The organism is Mycolicibacterium gadium, from assembly GCF_010728925.1.
Classification (GTDB): Bacteria; Actinomycetota; Actinomycetes; order Mycobacteriales; family Mycobacteriaceae; genus Mycobacterium; species Mycobacterium gadium.
Window position 1 is genome coordinate 4508067 of the sequence record NZ_AP022608.1, and the last position, 16288, is coordinate 4524354.

General features: G+C 66.1%; 18 protein-coding genes and 1 pseudogene. 15 read left to right on the top strand and 4 right to left on the bottom strand.

Translation table 11 applies throughout. The features are described 5' to 3' along the window. Window positions 1-8 precede the first annotated feature (8 nt). The 12 genes and pseudogenes from G6N36_RS22285 to G6N36_RS22340 all read left to right on the top strand — a co-directional run bounded on the left by G6N36_RS22285 (window position 9) and on the right by G6N36_RS22340 (window position 10616). Window positions 9-1655, top strand: a complete 1647-nt coding sequence (locus G6N36_RS22285; protein ID WP_163688996.1) for a virulence factor Mce family protein — start codon at window positions 9-11, stop codon at window positions 1653-1655. Continuing rightward, window positions 1655-2815 carry a virulence factor Mce family protein gene (locus tag G6N36_RS22290; protein WP_163688997.1) on the top strand — a complete coding sequence of 387 codons (1161 nt, stop codon included), beginning with the start codon at window positions 1655-1657 and terminating at the stop codon, window positions 2813-2815. Before G6N36_RS22285 ends, G6N36_RS22290 begins: the two co-directional genes overlap by 1 nt. A 3-nt stretch (window positions 2816-2818) precedes the next feature. Beyond that, window positions 2819-4384: an MCE family protein gene (locus tag G6N36_RS22295; protein WP_163688998.1), complete on the top strand. Its 1566-nt coding sequence runs from the start codon at window positions 2819-2821 to the stop codon at window positions 4382-4384. Further along, entirely contained in the window at window positions 4354-4977 is a 624-nt protein-coding gene (locus G6N36_RS22300; protein ID WP_163688999.1) for an Rv1363c family protein, read from the top strand. Before G6N36_RS22295 ends, G6N36_RS22300 begins: the two co-directional genes overlap by 31 nt. Next, window positions 4974-5957, top strand: a complete 984-nt coding sequence (locus tag G6N36_RS22305) for an RDD family protein (RefSeq protein ID WP_163689000.1) — start codon at window positions 4974-4976, stop codon at window positions 5955-5957. The genes G6N36_RS22300 and G6N36_RS22305 overlap by 4 nt, the downstream gene beginning before the upstream one ends. Further along, window positions 5954-6505, top strand: a complete 552-nt coding sequence (locus G6N36_RS22310; protein WP_163689001.1) for an Rv1363c family protein — start codon at window positions 5954-5956, stop codon at window positions 6503-6505. Before G6N36_RS22305 ends, G6N36_RS22310 begins: the two co-directional genes overlap by 4 nt. Beyond that, window positions 6472-7329, top strand: a complete 858-nt coding sequence (locus G6N36_RS22315) for a mammalian cell entry protein (RefSeq protein WP_163689002.1) — start codon at window positions 6472-6474, stop codon at window positions 7327-7329. The genes G6N36_RS22310 and G6N36_RS22315 overlap by 34 nt, the downstream gene beginning before the upstream one ends. An 18-nt stretch (window positions 7330-7347) precedes the next feature. Then, window positions 7348-8040: a YoaK family protein gene (locus G6N36_RS22320; RefSeq protein WP_163689003.1), complete on the top strand. Its 693-nt coding sequence runs from the start codon at window positions 7348-7350 to the stop codon at window positions 8038-8040. Then, complete coding sequence (locus tag G6N36_RS22325) at window positions 8033-8617, top strand: dienelactone hydrolase family protein (protein ID WP_163689004.1); 585 nt, start codon at window positions 8033-8035, stop codon at window positions 8615-8617. Before G6N36_RS22320 ends, G6N36_RS22325 begins: the two co-directional genes overlap by 8 nt. A 76-nt stretch (window positions 8618-8693) precedes the next feature. Next, a complete protein-coding gene (locus tag G6N36_RS22330; RefSeq protein ID WP_163689005.1) occupies window positions 8694-8972 on the top strand; it encodes a DUF732 domain-containing protein in 279 nt (92 codons plus the stop codon). Window positions 8973-9011: 39 nt separating this feature from the next. Next, the gene (locus G6N36_RS22335) at window positions 9012-9842 is read left to right on the top strand and encodes an SDR family NAD(P)-dependent oxidoreductase (RefSeq protein ID WP_163689006.1); all 831 of its coding nucleotides are present in this window, start codon (window positions 9012-9014) and stop codon (window positions 9840-9842) included. Window position 9843: 1 nt separating this feature from the next. Further along, window positions 9844-10616: pseudogene (locus G6N36_RS22340) on the top strand (fructosamine kinase family protein). Here G6N36_RS22340 and G6N36_RS22345 read toward each other — a convergent pair. Then, a complete protein-coding gene (locus G6N36_RS22345; protein WP_163690820.1) occupies window positions 10613-11641 on the bottom strand; it encodes a phosphodiester glycosidase family protein in 1029 nt (342 codons plus the stop codon). The pseudogene G6N36_RS22340 and the gene G6N36_RS22345 overlap by 4 nt on opposite strands. A 222-nt stretch (window positions 11642-11863) precedes the next feature. On the opposite strand from G6N36_RS22345, the gene G6N36_RS22350 reads away from it, so the two are divergent. Beyond that, complete coding sequence (locus G6N36_RS22350) at window positions 11864-12313, top strand: SRPBCC family protein (RefSeq protein ID WP_163689007.1); 450 nt, start codon at window positions 11864-11866, stop codon at window positions 12311-12313. After that, window positions 12310-12597 (top strand): GlsB/YeaQ/YmgE family stress response membrane protein, encoded by a 288-nt coding sequence (locus G6N36_RS22355; RefSeq protein WP_163689008.1) that lies wholly within the window; start codon window positions 12310-12312, stop codon window positions 12595-12597. The genes G6N36_RS22350 and G6N36_RS22355 overlap by 4 nt, the downstream gene beginning before the upstream one ends. Here the strand turns inward: G6N36_RS22355 and G6N36_RS22360 are convergent. Further along, on the bottom strand, window positions 12594-13898 hold the full coding sequence (locus G6N36_RS22360; protein WP_163689009.1) for a PQQ-dependent sugar dehydrogenase: 1305 nt from the start codon (window positions 13896-13898) through the stop codon (window positions 12594-12596). The genes G6N36_RS22355 and G6N36_RS22360 overlap by 4 nt on opposite strands. After that, window positions 13876-14637: a pirin family protein gene (locus G6N36_RS22365; protein ID WP_163689010.1), complete on the bottom strand. Its 762-nt coding sequence runs from the start codon at window positions 14635-14637 to the stop codon at window positions 13876-13878. The genes G6N36_RS22360 and G6N36_RS22365 overlap by 23 nt, the downstream gene beginning before the upstream one ends. Before the next feature lie 68 nt (window positions 14638-14705). Between G6N36_RS22365 and G6N36_RS22370 the strand changes: the two genes are divergently transcribed. After that, window positions 14706-15170: a MarR family winged helix-turn-helix transcriptional regulator gene (locus G6N36_RS22370; RefSeq protein WP_179964838.1), complete on the top strand. Its 465-nt coding sequence runs from the start codon at window positions 14706-14708 to the stop codon at window positions 15168-15170. On the opposite strand, the gene G6N36_RS22375 is transcribed toward G6N36_RS22370, so the two are convergent. Next, window positions 15145-16269, bottom strand: a complete 1125-nt coding sequence (locus tag G6N36_RS22375) for an NDMA-dependent alcohol dehydrogenase (protein ID WP_163689011.1) — start codon at window positions 16267-16269, stop codon at window positions 15145-15147. The two genes, G6N36_RS22370 and G6N36_RS22375, sit on opposite strands and share 26 nt — an antisense overlap. Window positions 16270-16288: the final 19 nt, after the last annotated feature.

Below are 16288 nucleotides of genomic sequence, written 5' to 3' on the forward strand. Positions count from 1 at the left end.
TGTAACCGATGGCAACGATCTTCAACGTACGAAACATGCAGCTGCCTAAGGTATCCCGTGCTGCGGTGATCATCGGCACAATCATCGTGATCCTCGCGCTGGTGGCCGCCGTCGTCGGGTGGAACCTGTACAAGAAGCTGACCACCAACACCGTCGTGGCCTACTTCCCGGAGACGCTGGCGCTGTATCCCGGCGACAAGATCCAGATCATGGGCGTCAAGGTCGGCACGATCGAATCGATCGATCCCGCGGGCGACAAGATGAAGGTGACCTTCAACTACGACAACAGTTTCAAGGTTCCGGCCAACGCCACGGCGTCGATCCTCAACCCCAGCCTGGTCGCCTCGCGGACGATCCAATTGTCACCGCCCTACACCGGGGGACCGGTGATGGAGGACGGCGCCGTCATCGACATCGACCGCACACAGGTGCCGGTGGAGTACGACGAACTGCGCGACTCCATCAACCGCATCCTGCGCGACCTGGGGCCGACGCCGGAACAACCCAAGGGACCGTTCGGCGACATCATCGAGTCGGCGGCCGACGGCTTCGCGGGCAAGGGCGAGCAGCTCAACAAGACCCTGAACGGTTTGTCCGAGGCGCTGTTCACGCTCAACGAAGGGCGCGGTGACTTCTTCGGCGTGGTCAAGAGCCTGGCGTTGTTCGTCAACGCGCTCTACCAGAGCGATCAGCAGTTCGTCGCACTCAACGACGACCTCGCGACGTTCACCAACGCGTTCACCAACACCGACCGCGAGGTCGCCAACGCCTTACAGGACCTCAACACACTGCTGGCGACCACCCGCAGCTTCCTCGACGAGAACGCCGAGGTGCTGACGCATGACGTCAACAACCTGGCCGACGTCACGAACGCGATCCTGCAGCCCGACTCGAAGGACGGGTTGGAGACCGCCTTGCACGTGTTCCCGAACCTCGGCGCCAACCTGATGAACATCGTCTCCCCGGTCACCGGCGGTGTGAATAGCTTTCCGGTGATCAACAACTTCGCCAACCCGATCCAGTTCATCTGCAGCTCGATTCAGGCGGGCAGCCGCCTGGGGTATCAGGAGTCGGCCGAGATGTGCGCACAGTACCTCGCCCCGATTCTGGACGCCATCAAGTTCAATTACCTGCCGTTCGGCATCAACCAGACCACGACGGCGATGACCCTGCCCAAACACATCGCCTACTCGGAGCCCAGGCTCAAGCCGCCGCCAGGGTACAAGGACACCACCGTACCGGGCATCTGGTCGCGCGACACCTTGTTCTCGCACGGCAACCACGAGCACGGCTGGGTGACAGCGCCCGGTATGCAGGGCGTCGACGTGCAGCCCCTCACCAAGAACATGATGTTCCCCGAATGCCTCGCGGAACTGATGGGCGGACCCGACTGCGTGATCCCGCCCGCGCCGCCGACCTTCGGCGGTCCGCATCAGGCCGGCCCGCCGAACGCGTACACCGAGAACACTCCGCTGCCGCCGCCGTGGTATCCGCAGCCGGGTCCGGTACCCGGCCCGGCGCCGGGTGTGGCCCCGGGTGATCCGGGCGGTGCGGCAATGACAGGTCCGCTGCCCTTCCCGGGATCCGGACCAGCACCAGCCCGGGCAGCGGCGCCCGCGCCGGTCGGACCGCCACTACCCGCTGAGGCAGGCTGATGATGACCCGTCGCAGATGGAGTCGAATCGCGCTACGCACGGTCGCGCTGGTGGCGATCGCGCTGACGCTCAGTTCGTGCGGGGTGTGGCCGTGGCGCGGCATCTCCAACGTCGAGCTGCCCGGCGGTCCCGGCACCGGCTCGGAGCGGATGACGATCTATGTCCAGATGCCGGACACGTTGGCACTCAACGTCAACAGCCGCGTCCGGGTGGCCGACGTGTTCGTCGGCCGGGTTCGCGCGATCGAGCTGAAGAACTGGGTGGCGACGCTGACCCTGGACATGGAGCCCAACCTCGGGCTGCCGTCCAATGCCCTGGCCAGGATCGGCCAGACCAGCCTGCTGGGCAGCCAGCACGTCGAGCTGGAGCCGCCGCCGAGTCCGTCGGGTCAACTGCTGCGCACGGGCGACACGATCCCGTTGAAGAACAGCACGGCGTTCCCGAGCACCGAGCGGGTGCTGGCGAGCATTGCCACGATCCTGCGCGGCGGCGGTGTGTCGAATCTCGAGACCATTCAGACCGAGATCTTCAACGTGCTGAACGGCCGGGCCGACCAGATCCGCGAGTTCCTCAACAAGCTCGACACGTTCACCGATGAACTGAACAAGCAGACCCAGGACATCACCCGCGCGATCGACTCCACCAACCGGTTGCTGTCGATCGTGGCTCAGCGCAACGACACGCTGGATCAGGTGCTGACCGAATTCCCGCCGCTGATCAAGCATTTCGCGGATACCCGCGATCTGTTCGCCGATGCGGTGGAGGCGCTGGGCCGGGTCAGCCTGGCCGCGGACAACGCGCTGGCGCCCGCGAGCGACAACCTGAACACCAACCTGGCCAACCTGCAACGGCCGCTGAAGCAGTTGGGACGGGCGTCGCCGTACGTCATCGGCGCACTCAAGCTGATGCTCACCGCGCCGTTCTCGATCGAGAACGTGCCGAAGGTCATCCGTGGCGACTACCTGAACGCGTCGCTGATGGTCGACCTGACGTTGTCGGCACTCGACAACGCCGCCTTGTCTGGCACGGGTATCTCGGGCATGCTGCGCGCACTCGAGCAGTCCTGGGGCCGCGATCCGGCGACGATGATCCCGGATGTCCGCTTCACGCCGAACCCGCACAACGCGCCGGGCGGCCCACTGGTCGAAAGGGGTGAGTGAGCAGTGCTGACCAGGTTCATCAAGTTCCAGTTGGTGCTGTTCACCATCCTGACGGTCATCGCCTTGACGGTGCTGGGCGTGTATTACCTGCGGATACCGAGCCTGATCGGCATCGGGCAGTACGAGTTGAAGGCGCAGTTACCGCGTTCCGGCGGTCTGTACGCGACCGCCAACGTGACCTACCGAGGCACCCAGATCGGCAAGGTCACCAGCGTCGTGCCGACCGAGTCGGGCGCGCTGGCGACGATGAGCATCGACGACCGGTACAAGGTCCCCGCGGATGCGTCGGCGAACGTGCACTCGGTGTCGGCGATCGGCGAGCAGTACCTGGACCTGGTGTCGACGGGCAATCCGGGCCAGTATTTCAGTCCGGGGTCGACCATCACCGACAGCACCGTGCCGAGCGAGGTCGGCCCCGCGCTGGACGCGGCCAACGAGGGCCTCGCGGTACTGCCGAAGGAGAAGATCGACGCACTGCTCACCGAAACGTCCAACGCCGTAGGCGGTTTGGGGCCGGCGCTGCAAAGGCTGGTCGACTCGACCACCAACCTGGCGCAGGGCTTCAAGGACAACCTGCCTCAGGTCAACGACATCATCGCCAACTCGGCGCCGGTCCTGGACAGCCAGGTTCAGTCCGGCGACAACATCGAGGCGTGGTCGCGCAACCTGAACGTCATCGCCGCGCAGACCGCCGAGCAGGATGCCGCGCTGCGCAGTGGCATCCAGGACGCCGCGCCGACGCTCGATCAGGTGAACATGGTGTTCAGCGACGTGCGCGACTCGTTGCCCCAGACGCTGGCGAATTTGTCGATCGTGATCGACATGCTCAAGCGCTACAACAAGGGCCTGGAACAGACGCTGGTGATGCTGCCGCAAGGCGCGTCGGTCGCCCAGGCCGGAACGCTGTTCGAGGACCTAGGTCAGCTGCCGCTCGTGCTGTCGATCAACCAGCCGCCGCCGTGCCTCACCGGCTTCCTGCCGGCATCGGAGTGGCGTTCGCCGGCGGACACAAGCATGGCGCCGTTGCCCAAGGGCACCTATTGCAAGATCCCGAAGGATTACCAGGGCAACGTCGTTCGTGGTGCCCGCAACTACCCGTGTGTGGACGTGCCGGGCAAGCGCGCGGCCACGCCGATGGAATGCCGCAGTCCCGAACCGTACGTGCCGCTGGGCACCAACCCGTGGTACGGCGATCCGAACCAGATCCTGTCCTGCCCGGCGCCGGGTGCCCGTTGCGATCAGGGCGTCAACCCGGGACGCGGTGTCATTCCGGCCCCGAGCGTCAACAACGGTGTGAATCCGGCGTCTGCCGACGTACTGCCTCCGCCGCAGTCGACGGCGCCGATCAGTGACCCGCTCAGCCCCCCTGGCCAGGGCAGCGTCACCTGCAGTGGACAGCAGCCCAACCCGTGCATCTACACTCCGGCACCAGGGCCCCCGGGCTCCACGGCCGTCTACAGCCCGTCCAGCGGCCAGGTCGTGGGACCGGACGGCGTCAGGTACAACGTCACAAATTCGAGCAACCCAGGAGACGACGGATGGAAGGAGATGCTGGCACCAGCCAGCTGAACCCCACCGATGCTGATGAGGCGCTCGACGAGTCGTTAGCCGCGGAGCCGCCCCAGCGACCCGATGTAGCAGAATCCACCGACGATCACCGCCCGGCGCGGCTTGGCCGCGGTTGGGTTGCCGCGATCTGCGCCGGTCTGCTGGTACTCGCCGGGGCCGGGGCGGTGGCGGGCTTTCTCTTGCTGAAAGCGAACCAGCAGAGCGAGAAGGCTGCGCGCGAGGAAGCCGCCGCCCTGCAGGCAGCGCGGGATTGTGTGGCCGCGACGCACGCGCCCGATGTGACGGCGATGAGCGTGGCACAGTCGAAGATCATCGAATGTTCGACGGGTGATTTCGGAGCGCAGGCCAGCCTATACAGCGGGGTCCTGGTCGACGCCTACCAGGCCGCCAATGTGACGGTGCAGGTGTCCGACATGCGCGCCGCGGTGGAACGGCACAACGACGACGGATCCTTCGAGGTCCTGGTCGCGGTGCGGGTGAAGGTGACCAACTCCGAGGTCGCCGACCAGGAGCAGGGCTACCGGCTGCGGCTGCAGATGGCGCCGGCCGACGGCACCTACAAGATCGCGCAGCTGGACCAGGTCACCTCGTGACAGCTGTACTGGACACTGTGGACTCGTCGCAGACCGAGGTGGAGGCCGGACCGTCGCTGGCGTCCTGGCCGGCACGCGCGGGTGCGATCGCCATCGACGTCCTCTTCGGGGTTGCGGTGATCGCGACCATGGCGGTGTCGGCGTGGAGCGCACCGTGGCTCGGCTGGTTGTGGTGGGTGTACGTCGCCACGGCGGCGTGTGTGATCGTCGCGATGGCGGTCAACCGGCTGTTGCTACCGACGATCACCGGCTGGAGCCTGGGCCGAGCGGTCTTCGGCATCGCGGTTCGCACCCACGACGGTGCCGCTCCCGGCGTGCTGCGACTGGTCGGCCGGGACCTGGTGCACCTGCTGGACACCGCGGCGCTGTTCGTCGGCTGGTTGTGGCCGCTGTGGGACGGCAGACGCCGCACGTTCGCCGACCTGTTGCTGCGCACCGAGGTGCACGCCGTCGAATCCCCTGCCGAACGGCCACAACGTGATATGCGTCGGCCCGCGGCAATCGCGCTGATCGTGGCGACGGCGCTGTGTGCGGTGGCCGTCGGCTTGGGTTACCTCGTGGTGTACCGACCGGAACGCGCGGTCGACGTCGCCCGTCAGCAGATCGCCGAGCAGGGACCCCGGATCGTCGAACAGATGCTCAGCTATAACAGTGAGTCACTGCAACAGGACTTCTCGCATGCGCAGTCGCTGACGACCGACAGCTATCGCGATCAGTTGATCGCGCAACAGCAGCTGGTGCAGCAGTCGGGTGCGACGTCGAACGAGTACTTCGCGGTCAGCAGCGCCGTGCTGTCGGCGACGGCGGAGCAGGCCTCGATGTTGATCGCGCTGCAGGGGCAGCGCGGCACCGATCCGAAGGACTTGAAGTTCATCACCGCGACGCTGCGGGTGGAGTTCGAGAAGGCAGCTGACGGCCAGTGGAAGGTCGCCAATCTCGTCGTGCTGAAGAAGCCGCAGATGAATGCGCCGGGCCAATGAGCCCGCGGCGCAGAATCGAGGCCGACGAGCCCGACTTCTTCGAGGTGAAGCCAGACCCGCCGCGGCGATGGGGCCTGCCGCTCATCGCGGCGCTGGCATCGGTACTGATCGCCGCGGCGCTGACGGCGGGCACCCTGATGCTCGTCAGCCACCGGGCCGACGTCCGAAACACCGCAAACAACGCGCAGGTTCTGGATTACGTGCAGGCGTTCATGACCTCCTACACCACGTTGGATCCGTTCAACGCCAACGCCTACACCGACCGGATCCTGGCGCAGGGCACCGGCGAGTTCGCCAGCATGTTCAAGGAGAAGCAGAACGAGATCCTGATCCAGGTGGCGCAGGCAGAACCGACCACGGGTTCCGTGGTCGCCGCGGGCGTCCAGCGGTGGAACGACAACGGAAGCGCCGACGTGCTGGTCGCGACGAAGATCACGTCCAAGTCGCCGGACGGAAAGTCGACGATCGAAAGCGGAAACCGTTGGGTCGCAACCGCCATCAAGGAAGGACAACAGTGGAAGATCAGCCAGCTGATCCAGGTGATCTGACCACCGAAGCGGATGCACCGGCCGAACCGCGCCGCAGCCGGTTCTCGCTGCGGCGCCGCCCGAAAACGCCTGAGCTCCAGGCGGTTACCGAGACTCCCGCCGAGCCTGTCGATCCGGACAAGCCCGCCGAGGCGCCGCGGACCCCCGTGGGTAAGAAGCGGCGCACCCCCAAAGCGGTAGCAGCGGAGGACGATTCCGAAGGTGTGCAGACGCCGGAACCCGAGGAAGCCAGCGAGCTCCCCGACTCGGAGGCTGACGCCGAAGCGGACGACGAATCCGACGACGACCGGATTCTGGTGCCGCACCGTCCCGCCGGGAAGCGACTCCTGATCGCGGCCACTGCCGCGGCAGCGCTCTTCGTTGCGGCCGGCGCCTTCGCGGGTGCCACGGTCCAGCCCTATCTGGCCGAACGCGCGACGGTCGACACGAAGCTCGACGTCGCCCGCACCGCGGCCAGTGCGATCTCCACGCTGTGGACGTACACCCCCGACAACATGGAAACGCTGCCGGACCGCGCCGACGTCTTCCTCGGTGGCGACTTCGCCGACGAGTACCGCAAGTACATCGACGCGATCGTCGCACCCAACAAGCAGGCCCAGGTCACCAACACCACCCAGGTGATGGGTGCCGCCGTGGAGTCGCTGTCCGGCGACGAAGCCACCGCGATCGTGTACACCAATTCGGTGGCGACCAGCCCGGTGACGAAGAACATTCCGTCACTGCGGTATCTGTCCTATCGGCTGACGATGGAGCGCGATCACACGAAGTGGTTGATCACCAAGATGTCCACCGTGACATCGTTTGACCTGACGCCGCAGTTGTAGGCCGGGCCATCGCCGACCGTGGCCGTCGAATCACCGGTGTCCGACCGGCTCACCCACGTCGCGCTGCTGTTGTTGACCTTCGCGACAGGCCTCGTCGACGCGGTCAGTGTGCTGGAACTCGGCCATGTGTTCGTGGCGAACATGACGGGCAACGTCATCTTCCTCGGTCTCTGGCTGGCCCCGCGCACGGTCGTGGACGTGACCGCCGCGTTGGTCGCGCTCGTCTGCTTCGTGGCCGGCGCGGTGTTCGGCGGCCGGTTGGCCCGCCACCTCGACCGCGAAGTCCATCGTTGGCTGGGGTTCACGCTCTCACTGGAAGTCGTGATGCTCGTGACGCTGTCGATCCTCGCGGGAACCGGGGTTCTCGACTACCGCGACCACACGAAGCTGTTCCTGATCGCGGGGTTGGCCATCGCGTTCGGTATTCAGAACTCCACCGCGCGGCAGTTCGGTATCCAGGAACTGTCCACCACGGTGCTGACGACGACGATCTCCGGTCTCGGCTTCGACAGCCGGCTGGCGGGTGGCACCGGTGATCGCGAAAAGCTGCGTTACGGCGTGGTATTCACCATTCTCGCCGGTGCCACACTGGGCGCGACGTTGACTCGGTTCGCGGTTGCACCCGTGATCACGCTGGCGGCCGCCGTCGTGGCGACCAGCGCGGCCATCTTCTGGTTCGGCCCCCGCCGTCACCCGGGCGGCCATGAGTAGCGGGGCGCGCGGCGGCGTGCTGATCCTTCCCGGAGGCAAGCCGCAGAGCGACGAAGCCTCCCGCGCACGGCAGCTCGCCAACCTGAGGATGGACTGGTTGGCGCTGGCACTTCGGCGCAGGCTCGGCGGAGGTGTGCGGCTGCATCGTGTGCAGTACCGCCTGCGGGGATGGAATGGCGCTCGGCGAGATCCCGTACACGATGCCCAGGCAGAGCTCGACCGAATGCTCACCGACGTCGACCCGCGCCGGGTCGTTCTCGTCGGCCATTCGATGGGCGGACGGGTCGCCGCGCACCTGAGCGCCGGATCCGACATCGGCGGCGTCGTGGCACTCGCTCCATGGTGGCCGCGAGACGACGCCGATCTGGTGCCCGTCGGGTGCCGGCTCCTGGTCGTCCACGGCACCGGCGATACGCGGACCGATCCGCGCGCGTCGCGGCAGCAGACCCTGCGGGCCAAGGATCGTGGCGTCGACGCCGAATGGGTCGGCATCCCCAACGCCGGACATTACCTACTCAGCGACTGGAGTCAGTGGCATCGGTTGACGACACAGTTTGTCGTACAACAAATTTCCTAGCGTTTGCAAGTACTCGCCAAAGTGGGTGTTTAACCGCAATGACCGGAGGAAACTCCGATTTGCGGAGGTGGACCTGGTGATTCGAACAATCAGTGTGGTGGGGGCATTGGTCGGTGCTGCGGTGCTGTCCGCGCCGTCGGCGGCTGCGGACGAGGCAGCGTACTTGGCGAAGCTGCAGGACAGATACGCATTCCTGACCCCGCAGCAGTTGCTCGCCGTGGGGGAAAGGGTGTGCGCCGCCGAACGCGCAGGCGTGTTGTCACCCGGCAAGACCACGATGGTGATCAACGATCTGGGGGTCGGAAACAACACGGCGCTCGAGATCGTCAGCGCCGCTGAATGGGAGCTTTGTTGAGTTGCTGGCATCAGCTCCAGCAGTGACTAGTCTCGGCGTATGCCAACAGCACTCGTCACCGGCGCTTCACGGGGGATCGGCAAGGGGATCGTCGAGCATCTGGCCGCCCGCGGCTGGGACGTCATCGCCGGAGTCCGCAGCCAGCAGGACGCGGACGCGGTAACCAAACACGACCCGCAGCGGGTGTCGTCGGTGATCCTCGATGTCACCTCCGCCGACGACATCGCCGCCCTCGAGCAATCGTTGCCCGAACAGCTGGACGCCGTCGTCAACAATGCCGGTATCGCCGTCGGCGGAGCGATGGAAACCCTGAGCCCCGACGAGTGGCGAAAGCAGTTGGAGATCAACGTCATCGGTGCGCTGGCTGTCACCCAGGCGGTCCTGCCCCGGCTTCGGAGATCCCGGGGGCGGGTCGTGTTCATCTCGAGTGTCAACGGCAGATTGTCCATGCCGCTGGTCGGTGCGTACGCGGCGAGCAAGTTCGCGCTGGAGGCGGCCGCCGATGCGCTGCGAATGGAGCTGAACCCCTGGAAGATCCGCGTCATAGTCGTCGAGCCGGCGCAGACCGACACCGACATGTGGCGTACCGCCGACACGATGGTGGAAGACCTTGAGGCCGGCCTGACCCCGGAGCACCGCGGTCTCTACGCCAAGCACATCGCGGGCTTCAAGAAGATGATCCCGGTGTCGCAGAAGATCGCCGTCCCGACGGAAAAGGTGTCCGCAGTCGTCGAGGAGGCGCTCACCGCGAAGCGGCCACGCGCCCGCTACATCGTCGGACTGGTGCCCAAGGCGCAGGTGGCGTTGATGAGTGTGATGCCGACGAAGATGCGCGACATCGCGCTGCGGAAGGTCTCCGGCCAACCCTGAGATGCCGACCTTCGTCAAGCGAAACCCCGGCGCGCCGACAGGTTTCTTTGCGTGCGAAGCCGCAGGGCTGCAATGGCTTTCGTCCGCCGACGGCGGGGTGCCGTGCGCCGAGGTCGTCGACTTCGACGACGGGACCCTCACCTTGGGACGGCTCGACGCCGTCGCGCCCGACCGTGACACCGCCCGCGAGTTCGGTCGGCGATTGGCGTGCACGCACGACGCGGGCGCCGATGCGTTTGGCATCGGGCCACCCGGATGGCCGGGGCCGGGCTTCTTCGGACCGCTGCACCATCCTCTGCCGATGTCGCTGACCGCACACGACTCGTGGGGGACCTTCTACGCCCGTGAACGGTTGGCGCCCATGGCGGAGCGCGCGGCCGACCGGCTCAGCGCGTCGATCCGGCGTGAACTCGATGCGGTGATCGCGCAGTGTGAGAACGGGCGATTCGACGACGACGATCGCCCCGCCCGTCTACACGGTGACCTGTGGAGCGGCAACGTGATGTGGACTCCGGACGGCGTGGTCCTGATCGACCCCGCGGCCCACGGCGGCCACCGCGAGACCGACTCGCGATGCTCGCACTGTTCGGCTGTCCGCACTTCGAGGCGGTCATCGCCGGGTACGAGTCGCGGCGGAGGCTGTCCGAGGGTTGGCGCGACCGGGTCGGCCTGCACCAGTTGTATCCGCTGCTGGCTCACGTCGTGCTGTTCGGCGGCAGTTACGCGGAGCAGACCGGGCGGGCGGCGCGCAGCGCGCTGAATGTCCTGCGTTAGTTGAACGCCAACCAGCTCGGCAGCGCCCGTTCCCGCGAATCGCACAACACCTGACGGGTATCGCAATTGCCGTCCGGGACACCTGCTCCCGACCACATGCCGCCCGTGTCACGACGCAACACGATCGCCGACGAGCCGCCGCCGTCGAGCAGCACGGCCGTATCGCTGCCTAGGCCACGGAACAGATCCTGCATCTGGTCGGGTGTGTAGCTGCCGCCCTGGAAGACGTACATCTCGTCCTTCGTCCTGGAATATGCGAGGGCGGTGCGGGCGGCGCTCGGTCCGCCGTCGTTGAGTTGCCCCATGTCACCGGGCGCCAACAACCCGATGCCCGCGACCGCGACGAAGCGAACATCCTTGTCGAGCAGGTCCTGAATCACCGGCGATGCGGCGTCGTAATCGTCGGGACTTCTCGGGGGCACCACGTAGGGTGCGCCTGCGACGGGAAGAATCATGGTGGACAACGCCTTCCAGTTCTCGTTGCCACCCGAGAGGCCTTGCTTTCCCGCATACGCGAGGGTGCCGGTCACCGCCGCGTTGGCGCGCCCCTGCCCGCGGGTGTTGTCGACGTAGGCACCCAGGGGGGAACTGCAGCCGGTCGACTTCCATGAGCCACCCTGCTGTCCACGGACGTCGAAGAAGTTGGCGTTGATCGCGATCGTGGGCTGGCCCAGCGCCTGCCATGCCTGCAGCGGCGAGAAGATCTCGGATGCCTGCCGGAGGCCCTCGCCGGTGCGCGCGCGTGGATCGCGTTCGCAGCGGCCCTGATAACCGCTGTGCGAGTCGACGAGCAGTCGCGGGGCGAGCCGTTGCGACGCCGACTTGATGATCATCAAGTGGCCGCCGTTGCTCATCTCGTACCAGCTGCCGCCGGCGTTGAGCATCGGTGTGGGATGGCCGCTGCCGAAGTTGTAGACGAGGTAGGACCCGCGGGTGTTGGCGATGGCGCCGGCGAGGAGATCGCGGCCGCTCGCTGCGCCTGCGTTCGGGGCTCCGGCCGTTGTCGACAGCCCAGCGCACAACATCAGCGCCGCCGCGCCGACCGCGAAGCGCCGAATGGTGACGGAGATCGACAAAGGGGGCCTCCAGAAGACATAGCGACGAAACCACATTAACCCCGGTAGCAACACTGTCAACTTTCGTAACAAGTGCATCACAATAGGATTTCGCCCCGGCACAGACGCTGTCGGCTACCTGTCACGGACTGGCGCGCGTTAGTTCCCCGAAGAACCGGGTAATCGCACCGCATGCCCACTGTCTCGCGAACGTTCTCGGTCAGCCCCTCGCCGCACCAGGTGATCGAGTACCTCAAGGATTTTGCACATGCCGTCGAGTGGGATCCGGGCACGCAGCAATGCACGCGCAACGACAGCGGGCCAATCGGTAAAGGCGCGTCCTGGCACAACGTATCGAAGATCGCCGGCGTCACCGCAGAACTGACCTACACCCTCGAAACAATGAGCGACAGCAATCTGGTGTTCGTCGGCAAGAACAAGTCGTCGACCTCCACCGAGAACATCTACGTCGACGCGGCCGATTCGGGTTCGGTGATCACCTACCGCAACGACCTCGAAATGCGCGGGCCGATAGCACTTTTGAACCCGCTGTTGAAGTTGTACTTCGAAAAACTGGCCAATGACACCGAGAAACAGATGACGTCGGTACTCAACCGACTACCTATAGAGGAGCAGAAATGATCGGAACGATTCTCAGCGCGCTCATCGTCGGCCTCATCGTGGGGGCGCTGGCGCGTCTCATCATGCCGGGTAAGCAGAGCATCGGTGTGATCATGACGATCGTGCTCGGTGCGCTCGGATCCTTCATCGGCTCCTGGCTGACCTACCAGCTCGGGTACCAGAACTCGAACGGCGGGTGGGAGATCATCCCGTTCCTCGTCGGCATCATCGTCGCCATCGTGCTGATCGCGATCTATGTCGGTATCACCGGGCGGCGGGGCACCAAGAGCACGCAGGTCCGCTAGGGCGACGGCGGGGCCAGACGGTACACGGCGTCGGCGTAATCGTCGGTGATGTAGACCGCGCCGTCCGGTCCGGTCACCGCGGCCACCGGACGGCCCCACCGCGAGCCGTCCCCGGACTGAAACCCACCGACGAGCGTCTGCTGATCGCCCAAGACGCCGTCGCGCCAGGGAAAGAACGACACCTCGGGCGCACGGGGCGGTTCGCGGTTCCACGATCCGTGGACGCCGACGAGCGCCCCGCTGGCGTACGGCGCGGGCAGTACGCCGTCGGTGAAGCTCATGCCGAGTGGGGCGGCGTGAGCGCCGAGGCTCTGTTCGATCGGCGGCAGTGACGCACAGTCCATGCGGTCGCCGTCGGCGTTGGTCTGCACATCACGAATCAACGGCAGATTGGCCGGACCGCCGTCGGGATTGCAGTAGGGCCAGCCCAATTCGCGTCCCGGTGTCAGCCGGGCCACCGATTCCGGTGGATGCTCGTCGACGTACTCCGGATCGACCTCGCCGGTGCGTGGATCCGCGACGTTGTCACGGTTGTTGACCGCGGTCCACAACGACCCGTCCGGCGCGATCGCCAGGCCGGTGCCGTTGCGGACGCCCGTCGCAAATGGTTCAGCCGGTCCGCCGCCGCGTGGAACGCGCATGATGGTGGCGCGCGGCGGGTCCGCGTCGCGATCCTCGGCTGAGATGTTGCCCGTCGACCCGATCGAGAAGTACACGGCACCGTCGGGGCCGATCGCGACGCTCTTGAGCGCGTGCGAATAGGCGCCGCGAAGGTCCGGGCTCTTCGCGTCGGGCAGGCCCCCGGCGACGGTTCGGCGATTGATCGCCCTGCCGTCGGCGTAGTCGTAAACATCGATCTGGTCGCTTTCCGCGACGTACAAGGAATTTCCGGCGAAGGTCAACCCGTGAGGCTGGTCGAGTCCGTCGAGTGGCACCTCTCGTGTCGGGCTGCCGGCCCCAGGGCGCAGCGCGACGACCTCGCCGGCACTGGGCACCGATATCAGCAGCGCGCCGTCGGGGGCCCACGCCGCGAGCCTCGGCTTCGGCAAGCGCGCCCACACCGACAACGTCCACCCTCGCGGAACCCGCGCCTCCCGTGGCTCGTCGAACGGGGCCTGCGCCAGATCGGGAGCTACCTGCACCGCCACGGGGCTCAGCCCCCCGGCAGGTTCGGAGGTCGGGGCGGCCGAAGTCGGTGCACGGGTGTCCGGTGGCGGAGTCGGTGCAGCGGAGCACGCGGTGAGCAGCGCCATACCGGCGATGCAGATCCCAATTCTGTTATGCCGCAGATAAACCCGCATGCATCTCCCAAAGCAGAATTTCAGCGGGTTCGGTGGCGGTGACGCGCTGGCCGCCCGAAGCGGTGAATCGCACGGCGTCGCCTTCGTGCAACGGCCCCGCGCCCTCGAGGGTGACGTCACCGCGGGGTACGAACAGGTGCAGGTACGGCGCCGAAGGCAGTTCGACACTCTCGCCGGCCTGTAGCCGCGCGCCGTGCAGCGCGGCATACTTGTTGCGGATCGTGATAGCGGCCTGGTCGCTGTGCTCGGGCATGCCCGAGGCGATGGTCACCAGACCGCCACGCAACAGCTCGTCGTCGATCTCGAGCTGCTGGTATCCGGGTTCGATGCCCGACTCGTCGGGAACCACCCACATCTGCACGAAATGCACAGGGTCGGAGTGCGATTGCTCGCCGGTCAGCGTCCAGGAGTCGTTCTTCTCCGAGTGCAGGATGCCGCGTCCAGCCGACATGCGTTGTGCCAGGCCGGGATAGATCACGCCGGAGTGACCGGTCGAGTCCTGGTGCACGAGCGATCCGCGCAGCACCCAGGTCACGATCTCCATATCGCGATGCGGGTGGGTATCAAAGCCGGTCCCCGGCTTCACGATGTCGTCGTTGTTGACGAGCAGCAGGCCGTGGTGGGTGTTCTCGGGTTCGTAGTGGCTGCCGAACGAGAACGAGTGCTTGGAGTCCAGCCATGCGATCTTGGTTTTCGCGCGGTCGTCGGCACGACGGACGTCTATGGTCGGGGTGGTCATCAGCGATCCTCTCGCTCCGGGCCCAGCCTAGGTGCGGCCACTGGACACGACAACATGGATGATGTGTCATGTATTCCATGTGGCTGACCGACGAGCAACAGCAGATCTGGCGCGACTATCTGGCGATGGCCAGCCGGCTGCAGACGGCGATGCACCGCCAGCTCCAGCAGGACTGCGAGCTGTCGCTCTCGGACTACGACGTGCTGGTCGCCCTGTCCGAGCGCGGCCCACTGCGGATCAACGAACTCGGCGATGCGTTGGCGTGGGAGCAGAGCCGGTTGTCCCACCAATTGCGCCGGATGCGTGGTCGTGGTCTGGTCGCACGCCAGGGCAGCGACGACGACCGCCGCGGTGCGACCGTCGACCTCACCGACGCCGGCCGTGCTGCGCTCGAGGTGGCCGCGCCGGGGCACGTCGCGTTGGTGCGCTCCGCGATGTTCGACGGAATGCCGGAAGCGCAATTGCGCGCCTTCGGCGCGGTGGCCAAGGCCGTCTCCGAGCGGTTGACTACCAGTCCGCCTCGTCGAACGTGATGACGCCGCGGATGTTGTTGCCGTCGAGCATGTCCTGGTAGCCCTGGTTGATGTCCTCGAGACGGTAGGTCCTGGTGACCATGTCGTCGATGTTGAGCAGGCCCGACTTGTACAGCCCGGTGAGCTTCGGCGTATCGACGTGCGAGCTCCCACCGCCGAAGATGTTGCCCTTCAACGTCTTCTGCAACATGGTGAACAGGAACATGTTGAGCTTGACGTCGGCGTCCATCATCGAACCCATGCCGGTCAGCACGCAGGTGCCGGTCTTGGCGGTGAGGATCATCGCCTCTTCGATGTATTCGCCCTTCATGTCGCCGACAGCGATGATCGTCTTGTCGGCCATCAAGCCATGCGTTACGTCGATCATGGGGGCGATCGCCTCGGCCATCGACGGGTAGACGTGCGTTGCGCCGAACTTGATCGCCTGGTCGCGCTTCCACTCGTTCGGATCGATGGCGATGACATTGCGGGCGCCCGAGATCACCGCACCCTGCAGTGCGCTCATGCCGATGCCGCCGACGCCGATGATGGCGACGGTCTCGCCGGGTTGGACGTCGGCGACGTTGACGGCCGACCCGAAGCCCGTCGGCACCGCGCAACCCATGATCGCGGCGGTCTCGAACGGGATGTCCTTGTCGATCTTGACGACGGAGTCCTTGTGGACCGTCATGTGCGGGGCGAAGGTGCCGAGCAGGTTCATCGGCGAGACCTCGGTGGTGCCGGCGTGCACGCGCGAGGTGCCGTCGGCGATCGCCTTACCGCCGAGCAGAACCGCGCCGCGATCACACAGTGAGCGGTAGCCCTTCAGGCACGGCGGACACTCGCCGCAGGCCGGGATGAACGCGAGGATGACGTGGTCGCCCTCCTCGATGCCCGTCACGTTGCGGCCGACCTTGGTGACGACGCCGGCGCCCTCGTGGCCGCCGAGCGCGGGCAGGGCGATCGGGGTGGCGCCGGTGGTCAGGTGATAGTCGGAGTGGCACATACCCGCGGCGTGGACGCGGATCTGTACCTCGTCGCCGACGGGGTCGCCGATCTCGATCTCATCGACGCGGAACGGCGTGTTGAGCTCCCACAGCAGAGCGCCCTTGGTCTTCATGACCCATGAGAATAGAACA

What these genes read in the sequence shown, in the direction of transcription:
- G6N36_RS22370 (WP_179964838.1), top strand. Translation starts at nt 14,706, where the DNA reads ATGTATTCCATGTGGCTGACCGACGAGCAACAGCAGATCTGGCGCGAC.
- G6N36_RS22300 (WP_163688999.1), top strand. Translation starts at nt 4,354, where the DNA reads ATGGAAGGAGATGCTGGCACCAGCCAGCTGAACCCCACCGATGCTGAT.
- G6N36_RS22365 (WP_163689010.1), bottom strand. Translation starts at nt 14,637, where the DNA reads ATGACCACCCCGACCATAGACGTCCGTCGTGCCGACGACCGCGCGAAA.
- G6N36_RS22360 (WP_163689009.1), bottom strand. Translation starts at nt 13,898, where the DNA reads ATGCGGGTTTATCTGCGGCATAACAGAATTGGGATCTGCATCGCCGGT.
- G6N36_RS22325 (WP_163689004.1), top strand. Translation starts at nt 8,033, where the DNA reads ATGAGTAGCGGGGCGCGCGGCGGCGTGCTGATCCTTCCCGGAGGCAAG.
- G6N36_RS22350 (WP_163689007.1), top strand. Translation starts at nt 11,864, where the DNA reads ATGCCCACTGTCTCGCGAACGTTCTCGGTCAGCCCCTCGCCGCACCAG.
- G6N36_RS22335 (WP_163689006.1), top strand. Translation starts at nt 9,012, where the DNA reads ATGCCAACAGCACTCGTCACCGGCGCTTCACGGGGGATCGGCAAGGGG.
- G6N36_RS22355 (WP_163689008.1), top strand. Translation starts at nt 12,310, where the DNA reads ATGATCGGAACGATTCTCAGCGCGCTCATCGTCGGCCTCATCGTGGGG.
- G6N36_RS22285 (WP_163688996.1), top strand. Translation starts at nt 9, where the DNA reads ATGGCAACGATCTTCAACGTACGAAACATGCAGCTGCCTAAGGTATCC.
- G6N36_RS22375 (WP_163689011.1), bottom strand. Translation starts at nt 16,269, where the DNA reads ATGAAGACCAAGGGCGCTCTGCTGTGGGAGCTCAACACGCCGTTCCGC.
- G6N36_RS22290 (WP_163688997.1), top strand. Translation starts at nt 1,655, where the DNA reads ATGATGACCCGTCGCAGATGGAGTCGAATCGCGCTACGCACGGTCGCG.
- G6N36_RS22310 (WP_163689001.1), top strand. Translation starts at nt 5,954, where the DNA reads ATGAGCCCGCGGCGCAGAATCGAGGCCGACGAGCCCGACTTCTTCGAG.
- G6N36_RS22345 (WP_163690820.1), bottom strand. Translation starts at nt 11,641, where the DNA reads ATGTTGTGCGCTGGGCTGTCGACAACGGCCGGAGCCCCGAACGCAGGC.